This is a genomic window from Aeromonas sp. EERV15, from assembly GCF_900079845.1.
GTDB lineage: Bacteria > Pseudomonadota > Gammaproteobacteria > Enterobacterales > Aeromonadaceae > Aeromonas > Aeromonas sobria.
On record NZ_FKKY02000010.1, the window covers coordinates 29,667 to 44,338 of the forward strand.

Annotated in this window: 10 protein-coding genes; 4 read left to right on the forward strand and 6 right to left on the reverse strand. The window is 56.8% G+C overall.

Features of this window, described 5'->3' with window-relative positions:
• The 4 genes from BN4575_RS10385 to BN4575_RS10400 form a co-directional block, all read right to left on the reverse strand.
• Positions 1-1,245 carry an AAA family ATPase gene (locus BN4575_RS10385; RefSeq protein WP_068978134.1) on the reverse strand — a complete coding sequence of 415 codons (1,245 nt, stop codon included), beginning with the start codon at positions 1,243-1,245 and terminating at the stop codon, positions 1-3.
• Positions 1,246-1,552: 307 nt separating this feature from the next.
• On the reverse strand, positions 1,553-3,724 hold the full coding sequence (gene uvrD, locus BN4575_RS10390) for a DNA helicase II (RefSeq protein ID WP_068978135.1): 2,172 nt from the start codon (positions 3,722-3,724) through the stop codon (positions 1,553-1,555).
• Positions 3,725-3,793: 69 nt separating this feature from the next.
• Positions 3,794-4,255 carry a hypothetical protein gene (locus tag BN4575_RS10395; RefSeq protein WP_068978136.1) on the reverse strand — a complete coding sequence of 154 codons (462 nt, stop codon included), beginning with the start codon at positions 4,253-4,255 and terminating at the stop codon, positions 3,794-3,796.
• Positions 4,252-6,225 carry a hypothetical protein gene (locus BN4575_RS10400; protein WP_068978137.1) on the reverse strand — a complete coding sequence of 658 codons (1,974 nt, stop codon included), beginning with the start codon at positions 6,223-6,225 and terminating at the stop codon, positions 4,252-4,254. The genes BN4575_RS10395 and BN4575_RS10400 overlap by 4 nt, the downstream gene beginning before the upstream one ends.
• A gap of 633 nt (positions 6,226-6,858) precedes the next feature.
• On the opposite strand from BN4575_RS10400, the gene BN4575_RS10405 reads away from it, so the two are divergent.
• The 4 genes from BN4575_RS10405 (at position 6,859) to BN4575_RS10420 (ending at position 11,612) form a co-directional block, all read left to right on the forward strand.
• A complete protein-coding gene (locus BN4575_RS10405; RefSeq protein ID WP_042018409.1) occupies positions 6,859-7,857 on the forward strand; it encodes a BMP family lipoprotein in 999 nt (332 codons plus the stop codon).
• An 85-nt stretch (positions 7,858-7,942) separates the two neighbouring features.
• Positions 7,943-9,526, forward strand: a complete 1,584-nt coding sequence (locus BN4575_RS10410; protein WP_068978138.1) for an ABC transporter ATP-binding protein — start codon at positions 7,943-7,945, stop codon at positions 9,524-9,526.
• Positions 9,526-10,644: an ABC transporter permease gene (locus BN4575_RS10415; RefSeq protein ID WP_068978139.1), complete on the forward strand. Its 1,119-nt coding sequence runs from the start codon at positions 9,526-9,528 to the stop codon at positions 10,642-10,644. The genes BN4575_RS10410 and BN4575_RS10415 overlap by 1 nt, the downstream gene beginning before the upstream one ends.
• Positions 10,645-10,646: 2 nt before the next feature.
• Positions 10,647-11,612, forward strand: coding sequence for an ABC transporter permease (locus BN4575_RS10420; protein WP_042018403.1), 966 nt, complete (start codon positions 10,647-10,649; stop codon positions 11,610-11,612).
• An 87-nt stretch (positions 11,613-11,699) separates the two neighbouring features.
• Here BN4575_RS10420 and mgtE read toward each other — a convergent pair whose 3' ends face one another.
• Complete coding sequence (gene mgtE, locus BN4575_RS10425; RefSeq protein WP_042018400.1) at positions 11,700-13,124, reverse strand: magnesium transporter; 1,425 nt, start codon at positions 13,122-13,124, stop codon at positions 11,700-11,702.
• Positions 13,125-13,269: 145 nt separating this feature from the next.
• Positions 13,270-14,670 carry a siroheme synthase CysG gene (gene cysG / locus BN4575_RS10430; RefSeq protein ID WP_068978140.1) on the reverse strand — a complete coding sequence of 467 codons (1,401 nt, stop codon included), beginning with the start codon at positions 14,668-14,670 and terminating at the stop codon, positions 13,270-13,272.
• Positions 14,671-14,672 lie beyond the last annotated feature (2 nt).

The following is a 14,672-nucleotide window of genomic DNA, read 5'->3' on the forward strand; positions in this document are numbered from 1 at the left end:
TCAATCCCCCTTGTTAGAGAGTGCTGCCATTTGCTCCGCTGCTTCGGCCACTTTGGGGAGTGAGACGTCCAGCATGGATTCGCCTGGTGCAAGGCACTCGAGTCGTCCTGCTACCATGGGAACATCGAAAAAACGTACGGCTCGGCTGAGCCCGTCGGGGCGCTTGTAGATCAGCACGACACTTTTTTTGGCAATCTCATCTTCTAAATAGTTGAGCACCATTGGGCTGTGGGTTGTCACTAGCAATTGCTTGGGTGAACTGACTAATGCATCGACCAAGGCTTCGGTGATCTCAGGGTTAACACCGTTCTCGATTTCATCGAATAGTACAAATTCATAGGGGCTAAATTGTTGGGCTAGAATGGCCAATAGCCGCAGCATTCCATCGTTGATATGCCGAGCTTCGGTGACCATGTCTGTCTCAAATAGACTCGCCTGTCTATCTATGTCCGTAGCTTGGTAACGTTCATGTAACTCTAGTTTGATAGCACCACCGCGCAGTACGCTGGTGTGGAGCTTAGTTACTTGGGGGTAATAGCACTGCAAATTTTGTAGCAATTGTTCACGTTCTGGCATGGCCAACTGGTGAATAAAAGCACCTAATTGCTGGCCGCCATTACCTATGTCATTGGCATAGTTAGTCAGCTTTGTCTTTCTTCTCAGTTGTTCTGGGGAAAGCAAATCCAAAGAGCGAATAGAAATAATACTTTCACGCAGATCTCTCAACAATGGTGAAAGTTGGTTAATTCTTAGCTGGGAAAGGAGTGACCCTTCGTAGATAAATGGGATTTCGTTCCATTGCTCTGGGCTAGATGTCTGGGAGCGATGCCAGTATTTCCCACTTTTTAGCTCAAAAAAAGTACCGTCTAGACGAAAGCTGCCGTCGTATGACCAAGAGCCATCGTTTAGCAGATTAGTGACTTTGGTTGTCTCACGGGTACAAGCGAGGCGAGTGCGATTGAAGGTGGCCTCCCATCGCAATTTCCTACCTCCAATTTCCAGCTCGATAGCAAGATCGATATTGGATTTGTTGCCAAATCGGCTAGTCAGGTCTGCTGCAGACCAGCCACGGGCATCCAGCCACGATCTCACTTCACCACTCATCACATGAGAGGCGAAGTCGAGCGCCTGCAGCAATGTGGTTTTACCTGCCCCGTTGAGACCAATCACGCAGTTAAAGCGAGAGAGGGGCAGGCTAAACCCTACCAAGGATTTGAAGTTATCGATTTCAAAACGGGTCAGCATTTGCTGTTCCTTTTGTGCTGGTTCTGACGTTTTTACCCACTTGGTTTGAGCTAATGTGAGTGGGGCTATTTATTTGTGATTTTAGGCGCTTCGCATTATCGCTGGAAGGAGAGGATTAGTCGTCTCTAGGTGCGTTCCCGAGCGGTTCATTTATCTGAAATATCATTCTGACGTCGATCGCGCAACTTAGCATTCGAGCAACCACTTCGAACATACCGTTGAATTGTGCCCTATTGCACATCTGTAGATATAGACTTGAACTAACCCGGCCTAAGCCGGGTTGGTGATTTCAAAAGGCGGGAAAAAATCAGAGCGCTTCCAATCTGGCATAGGCCGTCACCAGCCACTTGGCGCCGACCTCGTCGAACTGGATCTGCACCCGGCTCTGCTGGCCGACCCCTTCGAAGTTCAGCACTATGCCTTCGCCGAATTTCGGATGGAGCACCCGCTGGCCGAGCTTGATGCCGCTGGCGTCAAAGCTCTGCTGCACCTCGTTCTGGCTAAAGCGGCCGTACTGGGTGGGGCGGCTGACCTGGGTGCGCAGCCGGATCTCTTCCAGACACTCGGCGGGGATCTCGCGGATAAAGCGGCTCACGCTGTGCTGCATTTCGCGGCCATAGATGCGGCGGCTCTCGGCATAACAGATGTAGAGCTTCTCCATGGCGCGGGTCATGCCGACGTAACAGAGACGGCGCTCCTCTTCCAGGCGGCCCGACTCCTCGGTGGATTGCGGGCTGGGGAACATCCCTTCCTCGACGCCGACCAGCAGCACCAGCGGGAACTCCAGCCCCTTGGCGCTGTGCAAGGTCATCAGCTGCACCGCGTCGGCATATTCGTCCGCCTGACTCTCGCCGGATTCCAGCGCCGCATGGGCGAGGAAGGCGGAGAGATCGCTCATATCCTCCAGCTCGTCCGGGCGCTTGTATTGACGGCAGGCGGTGACCAGTTCGTCCAGGTTCTCTACCCGCGCCTGGGATTTCTCGCCTTTTTCCGCCAGATACATCGCCTTGAGGCCGGAGTTCTGGATGGCGATATCCGCCTGCTGGTGCAGCGGCAGCATGCCGACCAGCTCTTCCAGCGCATCAATAAGATCGACAAAGCCGCGCACCGCATTACCGGCGCGACCGGTCAGTACCTTGTCGTTGAGCAGCCCCTTGGCCGATTGCCACAGGTTGAGCCCCTGATCCCGGGCGTTGCCGCGCAGGATCTCGAGGGTGCGATCGCCGATGCCACGGGTCGGGGTGTTGACCACCCGCTCGAAGCTGGCGTCGTCGCCACGGTTGTTGATCAACCGCAGGTAGGCCATGGCGTCTTTAATCTCTTGCCGTTCGAAGAAGCGCAGGCCGCCGTAGATGCGGTAGGGCATGGCGTCCTGCATCAGCGCCTCTTCCAGCACCCGTGACTGGGCGTTGGAGCGATAGAGGATGGCGCAGTCGGCGAGCAGGCCGCCCTTTTCCTTCCAATCCTTGAGGCGGCCGACCGCGAAGCGCGCTTCGTCCACCTCGTTAAAGGCGGCGTAGAGGGAAATCGGGTCGCCCTCGGCCCCCTCGGTCCACAGCTCCTTGCCAAGCCGGTCCGAGTTGTTGGCGATGACGCTGTTGGCGGCTTTGAGGATATTGGCGGTGGAGCGGTAGTTCTGCTCGAGGCGGATGGTCTCGGCCCCCTGATAGTCGGTCAGGAAGCGCTGGATGTTCTCGATCTTGGCACCGCGCCAGCCGTAGATGGACTGGTCATCGTCACCGACGATCATCACCTTGCCGCTGTTGCCCGCCAGCATCCGCAGCCAGGCGTACTGGATGCCGTTGGTATCCTGAAACTCGTCCACCAGGATGTTCTGGAAGCGGTCGCGGTAGTGCTCGAGGATGTGCGGCCGGTTGAGCCACAGCTCGTGGGCGCGCAGCAGCAGCTCGGCGAAATCCACCAGACCGGAGCGATCGCAGGTCTCCTGATAGGTCTGGTAAATCTTTTGATAGGTGCGGGTGACGGGGTCGCCGTAAAGATCGATGTCGCCGGGGCGCAACCCCTCGTCCTTCTTGCCGTTGATGTAGCTCATCACGGCGCGCGGGGCCCAGTGCTTTTCATCGAGGTTGAGCGCCTTGATGACGCGGCGGATCAGCCGGTACTGGTCGTCGGAGTCGAGGATCTGGAAATCCTGCGGCAGTCCCGCATCCAGATGGTGGGCCCGCAGCAAACGGTGGGCGATGCCGTGGAAGGTGCCAATCCACATGCCGCGCACGCCGTCGCCAATCACTTTCTCGACCCGACCGCGCATCTCGGCGGCCGCCTTGTTGGTAAAGGTGACCGCGATGATGGAGAAGGGTGAACAGCGTTCCACCTGCATCAGCCAGGCAATGCGGTGCACCAGCACCCGGGTCTTGCCCGAACCGGCACCGGCCAGCACCAGCAGATTGCTACGAGGGGCCGCAACGGCATCTCTTTGTTTGTCGTTGAGCCCGTCGAGCAGGGTTGAAACGTCCATCACCACTCCTGTTTATTTATACAGGCGGGGATTATACGGCCATGTGAATGGAATGGCTAACCTGTTGCGTTAGCGGAGAGAGAGTTGATAGCTGCGTTTGTGTGCAAACGCGTGGCCATTGGTATCAAACAGCATGGTTCGTCCGGCCTGTAATTGAAGATCGCTTGGGCGAATGCGGACTTCCTGGCTGGAGAAACAGTTCGACGGGTTACAACCATAGGCATTGAATAACACTATGTCACCGCGACTATAGGTGCCATGTGTGAATCTAATATTGGTTGATAAGGTTTCAAATGTTCCTTGGCCAAGAGAGACGCTCTGGCTCTGCAAACGGCTAATAGACATCAAACTTAACCAATTTGCGGATTTTATCGTAGAAAAGTCTTCTTGATATTTGTCGACAGCAATGCGGTATTTGAATTTTCCGTCAGTATCATAATATGTCTGCTGCAAATCTGAATATTGCGAAATAACCCCGATGGCGTGAGCCATCGGGGTGAACAGACCTATCAATAGAACGACTTTTATCATTCTTCAGACAGGCTATTGGAGAGCAGCCAATCACATGGTTTCTCTTGCCACTCTTGGCCTGCTGCAGGTAGACGAGCTTGACAAGAGACGAATACCTTGCCGAAATTCCCACCCTGTTTTGCTCGGATATCTGCAAACCAGCGCATTGGGATACCTTGGGCATAATTTTGTGTCCAATACGTTTCACCAGTATCTGGATCCCCAAGACTATAAAATGGGTAGTTCGAGTGATAGGCATCTATTTGTTGATAGATAGATTTAACCTCTGACTCACTCAGGTGACACATTGCGGTGTCTAGTGCTTTGGATAGATTAACGTCATATTCGCCAATCGTCTCCCCTCTGTATTTGCAATATTCAGTTACGCCAATGTCTACTGCATCGCGGTCGATACCGGACGAGAAGTAGCTGTTCAGGTCGACAGTGTATTTCGTCTCGACATGTTGGCCCAGCCACTCACCTTCATCATCGATCAACACATAGTCGTTGAGTTCCACTGTGCTCTTTTCGCCTGCGAGGTGTTTTTGCAGGTCCTTCAGCATATCCCGGTTCAAATCAGAATCTGATTCCGGCAGTGAGGTAGCAAGTGTCAGCTGGATTGCTTGTTGCAACTGCTTCTTGGCTTTTGCTAGCAGTGCACCATAGTTTTGATTGAATTTGAAGAAATTGTTGTCTTTAAGTAGTTCGGCCGGGCGAATATTGGCGTTCAGGTATTCTGCATCAACGGTCTCAGTACCTAAAGTAATTTTACGAGTGTTACCTGTAGCTGAGCTAAATGTTGTGCTGAACTTGTCAAAGGTGATTTTTTCTTGGGCAACTTTGATTTGGCTGGCAGAACCATATTGATATGCAGAGATCACATTCATTGCCGATGACATTGCCAGAGCTGTTGCGCGTAACTCCTGCACCTGAGCAAAATTCAGGGTCAGCTTGTCATCATCACCATATGTTGCGATATAGTCGGGTTTGAAAATATCCGCCAAAGTATTGCTGAGCACTTCCAGTTCTGCCGCATATTTTCCCATTAGCTTGGCGATATCGGCAGTGCTGTCAGGCTGCTCTTTGATATTAAAGTTCATCATAGTGATGGGATTGACGATAATATCTAGTACTTTAGCCAGTGATGTCTGGTATCCCTGACCAAGAGCCGAAGATGGCTGGATATCAAAGCGGTTGCTGACGATGGGATCATTGGTGATTTCCATCAAGGTAATGACAGCTTTGACCACCTCGCGATCGGCTTTGCCCTGATCGCCGGTTTCTGCGTTCAAGATATCCTTGTATTCACGCAGTTTGTTTTCAAAGTCGGTTTTTTGCCAATCCTGGCTTTCCTCGACGAGGCTACGCAGAACCTTGTCTACCGCAACGGATTGACCATTCACTTTTGCCAGTGATTCATGCAGGTGCTGCTTGGCGTTGTTGATATCAACAAACTTTTGTTTCTGGTCCAGCTGCGCCTGTTTCAGCGCCTCTTTCAGACTGGTTTCAAAAGCAGTGTCTTTATCAAAGTTCAGGTTGCCGAGCTTTTTGGTATCTTCCGGGTTCAGGATAATGCCATTGCGGATATCACCATCTGTGTGCATGGTTTGCAACAAGGCTGCAATACGGATCGCACGATTTTTGTCGCCATTTGCGACAATGGTGTATGGAGTAACAATGCTCTGGCCTTTTTTGATCAGCGCGTCGCCCAGTGTGATATTACCCAGTTTGAACTCGCACTTGTCACCATCGTTGAAGCGGAATTCACCATCTTTATTGGTGATGGCTGTGTAACTGCCACAGGTGTAATTAAGGCCTGCTACTGCACTATCAATAAACGTGGCGGTCAATGCAGGTTTGGTGGCGTTTCCACCATTGCCACCGTTATTGCCATTGTCAGTGCTGGAGCCATCGCCACCACCGCCACAACCTGCCAGCGCCAGGCTGGATAACGCCGTCACAACCGATAAAGCCAGAATATTTTTTTTCATTTTTATTGTCCTGAAACAACGATGCATATGTCACCGGCACCTGGCTGAGGAAGTCAGAATGGGTGGCATGAAGTGATGCAAAAGGAGCCCAATTGATATCTTTGTTAGTTTCATTTGAGATCTATGCGGCGGGAATCATACAGGGGTTCATGTGGTTTTCAACTTGATCTGGATCTCGAGTTCAAAGGAATTGTGAGCTTGCTCAACAAAGTGGAGCCAGGGGCTCATTGTTGGTTAGGAAATGTTGACTGGAGAGTATTGGAGAAAGGGTCTGTGAGCTTTGGTTGTTTCCAACCCTTGCTCGCGCTGTTTATGGGGATTTTGCGAGCCTGATCACGGGCTGATCGGGGGGAGAGGTGAATAAGTGGGGAAAACGGTTTACAGTAACTTGCTGAACAATAAGCAAAATGTCGTTTGGGTCTTTTAATTGTCAGCATAAAAAACTGAAAAGTAGCTAAAAAACAACTCATTATAAGGTTATTTGCTTATAATTCAAACCGTTAACGCAAACGTTTTTCCCTTATCATTTGCTTGACCCGCATCGGGGCTGACTTAGAGTAACCCTGCGTGCTAGATAGCCTGTTTTAACAGGCAAGCAAGTTCCCTCACTTAATAACAATCAAGGATACGATCGTGACTAAAGTGCTCAAGCTGGCCACTGTGGCCGCCCTCACTCTGACTGCCCTCTCTGTTCAGGCTGCTGCCGAGCCAGCCGTGATTTATGACACCGCGGGCAAGTATGACAAGTCATTCAACGAAGCCGTGTTCCGTAACGGCGTCGAGCTCTTCAACAAGGACAAAGGGGTCAAGATCAAAGAGTTTGAACCCCAGAACGAAGCCCAGCGCGAGCAGGGTCTGCGTCGTCTGGCCAGCCGTGGCAACACGCCGATCGTGGCGGTCGGTTTCAACATGGGTTCTGCGGTAGAGAAAGTGGCTGGCGAGTTCCCGAACATCCAGTTCGCCATCATCGACATGGTGGTCGACAAGCCGAACGTGCAGTCACTGATCTTCAAGGAGCATGAAGGTTCCTTCCTGGTGGGTGCGCTGGCTGCCATCGCCTCCAAGAGTGGCAAGGTTGGCTTCGTGGGCGGTATGGATATCCCGTTGATCCGCAAATTCCAGTGCGGTTACGAGCAGGGTGCCAAATACGTCAATCCGAAGATCGACGTGCTGCAAAACATGACCGGTTCTACCCCGGCGGCGTTTGCTGACCCGGCCAAGGGTGCCGAGCTGGCCAAGTCCCAGTTCGCCAAGGGTGTTGATGTGGTCTATGCCTCTGCTGGCGGTACCGGCATCGGTGTTTACCAGGCTGCCAAAGACGAAGGCAAACTGGCCATCGGCGTAGACTCCAACCAGAACCACCTGCAACCGGGCACCATGCTGACCTCCATGGTCAAGTCGGTCGGTCTGGCCGCATACAAAACCTGGGATGACGCTGCCAAAGGCCAGTGGAAGCCGGGTATCCAGAACCTGGGTCTGGCTGAGGGCGGTGTGGATTGGGCACTGGATCAGTACAACGAGAAGCTGATCACCCCGGAAATGAAAGCCAAGGTGGATGCCATCAAGGCCGACATCATTTCAGGCAAGATCAAAGTTCATGACTACATGAGCGATAACACCTGCAAATACTAATTAGATAGTTGCTACGACTCTCAACGCACGACCGGCCCGCACGGGCCGGTTTTTAGTCTTCTTTCATGAAACGCAGGGCTGCATCATGGACCAGACAGATCGCTATGCCATCGAATTAAGAGGTATCGATAAGCGGTTCGGCGAAGTGTACGCCAACAAGCTGATCGACCTTAAGGTTCGCAAAGGCAGTATCCACGGCATTGTCGGCGAAAATGGCGCCGGTAAATCCACCCTGATGAGCATCATTTATGGTTTCTACCATGCCGACAAAGGCGAGATGCTGATCGACGGGAAACCGTTCAAACCCCATGGCTCACAAGATGCGATTGCCGCAGGCGTGGGCATGGTGCACCAGCACTTTATGCTGGTGAACAACTTTACTGTTTTGGAAAACGTCATCCTCGGCGCTGAGAACGGCTGGCACCTTCAGCAGAGCGTGGCGTCGGCCGAAAAATTGCTGGGCGAACTGGCGCGGGATTATGGCCTCGACGTGCCGCTGCACGAGAAGGTCGAAGATCTGCCGGTTGGCTTGCAACAGCGGGTCGAAATTCTCAAGGCGCTCTATCGTGGTGCCCGCATCCTGATCCTCGACGAGCCAACCGGGGTACTGACCCCGCAAGAGGCGGATCACCTGTTCGAGGTGCTGAAAAAACTGCGGGACCAGGGGGCGACCATTATCCTCATCACCCACAAGCTGCGGGAGATCCTGGCCATTACCGATCAGGTTTCTATCATGCGCCGGGGCGAGATGGTGGCCCACGTTGCCACCAAGGATACCGACAAGGAACAACTTGCCGAGCTGATGGTGGGTCGCAAGGTGCGCCTCAAGGTCGATAAAGGGCCAACCCAACCGGGGGAAGCCAAGCTCAAGGTCGAGGGGCTCAGTTACTTCGACGCCAGCAAGGTGGAGCGGGTCAAATCGGTCAGCTTCGAGGTGCGGGCCGGTGAAGTGGTCGGCATCGCTGGCGTGTCTGGCAACGGCCAGTCCGAGTTGCTCAGCCTGCTTGGCGGCATCATCAAGCCGAGCAAGGGTAGCTTCACCATCAGCAGCCAGAGCGGGATCAACAAGGTGAGCGCAGAGCATCCGGCTGATCCCGAGCAGGTGCGCAATTACGGCCTTGGCCATGTGCCGGAAGATCGCCACAAGATGGGGCTGATCAACCGCTTCGAGGCGAAAGAGGCCTTTATCCTCGGTTATCACCGTCGCCCGCAATACAACCGGGGGTGGCTGCAGAACAAGGAGGCGATCCAGCAGGATTGCCAGGCCAAGATGGAGAAGTGGGACGTGCGCCCGCCCCATCCCGATCACAAGACCGCCAACTTCTCCGGTGGTAACCAGCAGAAGCTGGTGATCGCCCGTGAAGTGGAGCAGAACCCGGATGTGCTGTTGATCGGCCAGCCGACCCGCGGGGTCGACATCGGTGCCATCGAGTATATCCACCAGCAGATCATCGCCATGCGCGACAAGGGCAAGGCCGTGCTGCTGGTCTCGGTGGAGCTGGACGAGATCATGAGCCTCTCTGACCGGATCCTGGTGATTGCCGATGGTCGCATCGTCGGCGAGCTGGATGGTGCCAAGGCTGATGAGCGCACCATTGGTTTGATGATGGCGAACATAGTGCCGGACGAAGTTGCTGGTTTGTCTGGCGTAGCCAAGGAGGCCCACTGATGAGCCAAGTTCGTATTCCTGCCTGGGTCTCCGTGGGCGTCTTGTCTGCGGTCAACATCCTGCTGGCCTTCCTAGTGTCGGCCATTTTGTTCTACTACCTCGACATCAACCCGATCGATGCCGCCAAGATCATGTGGTACGGCGCGTTCGGCACGGGTGAAGGGGTCGGTTTCACCCTCTACTACGCAACCGGCTTTATCTTTACCGGTTTGTCGGTGGCGGTCGCCTTCCACGCCGGTCTGTTCAACATCGGTGGTGAAGGTCAGGCCTATATCGGCGGCCTCGGGGTTGGTCTGGTCTGTCTGACCCTCGGCGATGTGCTGCCGTTTGCGTTGTTGTTGCCGCTCTCCATCATTGCCGGTGGTCTGTTCGGTGCGGCCTGGGCCTTTATTCCGGCCTGGCTGCAAGCCAAACGCGGCAGCCACATCGTGATCACCACCATCATGTTCAACTTCATCGCCGCCTCGCTGATGGCTTATCTGCTGGTGGAGGTGTTCAAGCCGCCCGGCTCCATGGCGACCGAGAGCAAGGTGTTTGCAGAGGCTAGCTGGCTGCCCAAGATGAGTGCGCTGGCGAGCACCTTCGGCATGGAGATGCCCAATAGCCCGCTCAACATCAGCTTTATCTGGGCGCTGATTTGCGCGGCTCTGGTGTGGGTCTTTATCTGGCACACCCGCTGGGGTTACGAGATCCGCTCGGTCGGGGCCAGCCAAAGCGCCTCCGCCTATGCCGGTATCTCCTATCCCAAGGTGGTGATCCTGGCCATGGTGATCTCCGGCATGCTGTCGGGCTTCTTCGCCCTCAACGTGCTGCAGGGTGAGCTGCACCAGATCAAACTTAACTTCGTGGAAGGGTTTGGCTTTACCGGTATTGCGGTGGCGCTGATGGGGCGCAACCATCCGGTCGGCGTCATCATCGCCAGCCTGCTGTTCGGTTTCCTCTATCAGGGGGGCGCCGAGCTCAGCTTCGAGTTCGGGGTCGACCGCAACATAGTGGTGGTATTGCAGGGTCTGGTGATCCTGTTCTGTGGCGCCCTTGAGCACATGATGCGTCCGCGCATCGAGCAGCTCTATCTGGCGTTTGCCAACCGTTCAGCCGCGCAAGCCAAGGGAGTCTGATCATGTTTGAAATTCTGATCCTGATGCTGGATGCCACCATTCGTACCGCGCCGCCGCTCATTCTCGCCGCTATGGCTGGCATGTTCTGCGAGCGCTCCGGGGTGGTCAACATCGCGCTGGAAGGCAAACTGCTGGCGGCGGCGTTCGCCAGTGGTGCGGCGGCTGCGGTCTCCGGTTCTGCCTGGGTGGGTCTGGGGGCCGGGGTGGGCGTCTCCATCCTGTTCGCTCTGATGCACGGCTTTGCCACCATCACCCACCGTGGTGATCAGGTGGTGAGCGGCATGGCCATCAACATTCTGGCGGCCGGTCTGACCGTTACTCTGGGCCGTTACTGGTTCGATCAGGGTGGCCAGACCCCGGCACTGTCCGGTGATGCCCGGTTCGCCCCCATCGAGTTCCCCTATGCCAAGGAGCTCTATGATGTGCCGGTGATCGGCCAGCTCTACAGCGAGCTGCTCAGTGGCCACTCCCTGCTGGAGTACGTGGCATTTGCCTGCGTACCGCTGGCCTGGTGGGTGATGTTCCGCACCCGCTTCGGGTTGCGGCTGCGGGCAGTGGGCGAGGCACCGGCAGCGGTCGATACCGCCGGTATCTCGGTGGTGCGGATGCGCTACACAGCGCTGATCATCGGCGGCTTGCTGGCCGGTATCGGCGGCACCTATCTGGCGGTGGCCCAGACGGCGCAGTTCATCCCCAACATGAGTGCGGGTAAGGGCTTTATGGCGCTGGCGGCACTGGTGTTTGGCAAGTGGCGCCCCTGGAGTGCCTTGGCTGCCTGTCTGCTGTTTGGTTTCCTTGATGCCGTCGCCATCCGGCTGCAGGGGGTGACTATCGGTGACTTCGCTATTCCGGTACAGGCCATCGAGGCGCTGCCTTACATCCTGACGGTGTTCCTGCTGGCGGGCTTTATCGGCCGCGCAGTGGCACCCAAGGCGCTCGGCACCCCTTATGTGAAGGAGCGGGAATAGCGCCCTTTATCGCCATACTCCCGATCACACAGATAACAGCAGGCCCACTTCGGTGGGCCTGTTTTTTGATGATGGAGAGGTGGCTTGTTACAGCAGGAACAGGGTCGCCAGCCCCAGAAAGATAAAGAAGCCGCCGGTGTCGGTGATGGCGGTGATCATCACGCTGGCCCCTACCGCCGGGTCGCGGCCGAGGCGGGTCATGGTCATGGGGATGATGACTCCCATCAGGGCCGCCACCAGCAGGTTGAGTACCATGGCCAGGGTCATGACACCCCCGAGCGCAGGGTCCTGATACAGCAAGAAAGTCACGAGTCCCATAATGCCACCCCACACCAGACCGTTAATCAGAGCCACCCCCAGCTCGCGCACTAACAGGAAAGAGAGGTTACCCGCCTGAATGTGTTGCAGCGCCAGCGCTCGCACTATCATGGTGATGGTCTGGTTGCCGGTGTTGCCACCGATCCCGGCGACGATGGGCATCAGGGCCGCCAATGCCACCAGCTGCGAAATGGTGTGCTCGAACATGCCGATCACCCGGGAGGCAACAAAGGCGGTGCAGAGGTTCAGCGCCAGCCAGGCCCAGCGGGTCTTGACCGCCTTGCCAACCGGGGCGAACACATCTTCATCTTCGCTGATCCCGCCCATCCGGCGCAGGTCGGTATCGCTCTCTTCATAAACCAGATCGACCACCTCTTCGACCGTGATACGGCCCATCAGCTTGCCCTTGCCATCGACCACGGCGGCGGAGAGCAGGTCATCCCGCTCGAAGGTACGGGCCGCAGCTTCGTCGTTGTCTTCCGGATCAAAGGTGACAGGATCTTGCGTCATGACCTCCTTGACCAGAGTGGCGGGCTTGTTGAGCAGCACAGTGGTCAGGGGTAGCTCCCCCAGCAGGTGGTTGCGCCGGTCGATGACGAACAGCTTGTCAGTGTTGGCGGGGATCTTGCGACGCAGTCGCAGATAGCGCTGCACCGTGGCCAGACTCACCTCGGGGCGGATGGTGATGATCTCGAAGTCCATCATGGCGCCAACGGTATGTTTACCGTAGCGGATCACCTCCCGTACCTGATCCCGTTCTGCGGGGGCCATGTAGGTGAGCAGCCGTCCCATCAGGTTGCGCGGCAGGTATTGGCCGAGATAGATCTGGTCGTCGATATCCAGAGTGCGCAGGGCGTGCAGCAGCTCCTTGTCGCTCATGCCGCTGATCAGGCTGTCCCAGACGGTTTCGGATGCTTCTACCAATATCTGGCCACGGCGTGCCTCATCCACCAGTGCCCACAGAGCATGGCGCTCATCGGGCGGCAGTGACTCCAGCGCATCGGCGACGTCGGCTGCCGGCAAGTTGTTGGCCAGCCCGCTCAATTCGCTGGTCTGGTCCCGCTGCTCGGCATCTTGTTCGACCTGCGGGTCGAGCAAGCTATCGGTGAGGGCGTCGTCAGTCAGTAGCAGGCTAAGGATGCGGGATCTGTCTTCCGCGCGCTGCCGGGCGCTGTTCTTGATGGGAAGAGACATGGATGAATTCCTGAAAGAGTGGCCAAGGGCGCAATGCCCATAGGATACCAGACTTAAAACAGCAGGTTATGACCGTGATAGGAGAAGAGGGAGGTAAAATTGAGGCCACCTGCTGGTGGCCTCATGATCGTTTGCCGAGAATCCCTCAGGCGAGGGCTCGCTGAAGCTGTGGCGCCTCGCCAAACCAGGCGAGCTGGTCGGCCAAAGTGACCACCGAGCCCACCATGATCAGCGCGGGGCTTTCGACCCCCACCGCTAGCGCGGGCAGCTCATCGAGGGTGCCGCGAATGACCCGCTGACAGGGTTGGGTACCACGCTCGATCAGCGCCACCGGGGTATTGCCTGCCTTGCCGTGGGCCAGCAGCTGCTCGCGGATGGTGGCGCAGGATGAGAGCCCCATATAGAACACCAGCGTCTGCTTGTCCTTGGCCAGCAGCGGCCAGTCGAGATCCCGGGCGCCCCCCTTGCCGTGGGCGGTGACGAAGCGCACGCTCTGGGCGTGGTCGCGGTGGGTCAGCGGAATACCGGCGTAGGCGGCGCAGCCGCTGGCCGCGGTGATCCCCGGCACCACCTGAAAGCCGATGCCAGTACCAACCAGCGTCTCCAGCTCCTCGCCGCCACGGCCGAAGATAAAGGGGTCGCCCCCCTTCAGCCGTACCACCCGCTGTCCCTTCTTCGCCTCCTCCAGCAAGAGCTGGTTGATCCCCTCCTGCGGCACGCAGTGGTTGCCCGCCTGCTTGCCGACGAAGATGCGTTTGGCGTCGCGGCGCACCAGCGCCATCACCTCATCGGAGACTAACCGGTCATAGACCACCACGTCCGCCTGCTGCATCTGGCGCAGGGCGTGCAGGGTGAGCAGACCCGGATCGCCGGGGCCCGCTCCCACCAGCACCACTTCGCCACCGGTGTGGCTCTCGTCGGCAAACAGGCTGTCGGCCAGCTGATTGGCCGAGGCGTGATCCCCCCGTGCCAGCGCCTGCCCGAGCCGGTCGGCCCCGAGCAGCCGCTCCCAGAAGCGGCGCCGCTCGCCCATGGTGACAAAGCGGGCCTTGACCCGATCCCGCAGGCTGCCAGCAAAGGTCGCCACGGCCCCCAGATGTTGCGGCAGTAGGGCTTCGAGTTTCTCCCGCAGCAGCCGTGCCAGCACCGGCGCCTTACCGCCGGAGGAGATGGCCACCATTAGCGGCGAGCGGTCGATGATCGACGGCATGATGAAGCTGGAGCGTTTCGGGTCATCCACCACGTTGGCAAAGATCCGCGCCTGATTGGCGCTCTGGTAAACCAGCGCGTTCACCTCGCGCCGATCGGTGGCGGCCACCACCAGCCACTTGCCCGCCAGTTGCTGCGGCGCGAATTCACCGGCCAGCCACTCGATGCTCCCGTTGGCAGCCAGTTCAGCTAGCTCGGGGTCGAGCTCGGGCGCCACTACGGTGAGGCGGGCACCGGCATCCAGCAGCAGGCGCGCCTTGCGCTCCGCTACCTCGCCGCCGCCGACCAGCAGCACGGGTTTGTTGTCGAGTCGGCAAAAGATGGGCAAGTAGTCCATGG

What these genes read in the sequence shown, in the direction of transcription:
- BN4575_RS10385 (WP_068978134.1), bottom strand. Translation starts at nt 1,245, where the DNA reads ATGCTGACCCGTTTTGAAATCGATAACTTCAAATCCTTGGTAGGGTTT.
- uvrD (WP_068978135.1), bottom strand. Translation starts at nt 3,724, where the DNA reads ATGGACGTTTCAACCCTGCTCGACGGGCTCAACGACAAACAAAGAGAT.
- BN4575_RS10395 (WP_068978136.1), bottom strand. Translation starts at nt 4,255, where the DNA reads ATGATAAAAGTCGTTCTATTGATAGGTCTGTTCACCCCGATGGCTCAC.
- BN4575_RS10400 (WP_068978137.1), bottom strand. Translation starts at nt 6,225, where the DNA reads ATGAAAAAAAATATTCTGGCTTTATCGGTTGTGACGGCGTTATCCAGC.
- BN4575_RS10410 (WP_068978138.1), top strand. Translation starts at nt 7,943, where the DNA reads ATGGACCAGACAGATCGCTATGCCATCGAATTAAGAGGTATCGATAAG.
- BN4575_RS10415 (WP_068978139.1), top strand. Translation starts at nt 9,526, where the DNA reads ATGAGCCAAGTTCGTATTCCTGCCTGGGTCTCCGTGGGCGTCTTGTCT.
- BN4575_RS10420 (WP_042018403.1), top strand. Translation starts at nt 10,647, where the DNA reads ATGTTTGAAATTCTGATCCTGATGCTGGATGCCACCATTCGTACCGCG.
- mgtE (WP_042018400.1), bottom strand. Translation starts at nt 13,124, where the DNA reads ATGTCTCTTCCCATCAAGAACAGCGCCCGGCAGCGCGCGGAAGACAGA.
- cysG (WP_068978140.1), bottom strand. Translation starts at nt 14,670, where the DNA reads ATGGACTACTTGCCCATCTTTTGCCGACTCGACAACAAACCCGTGCTG.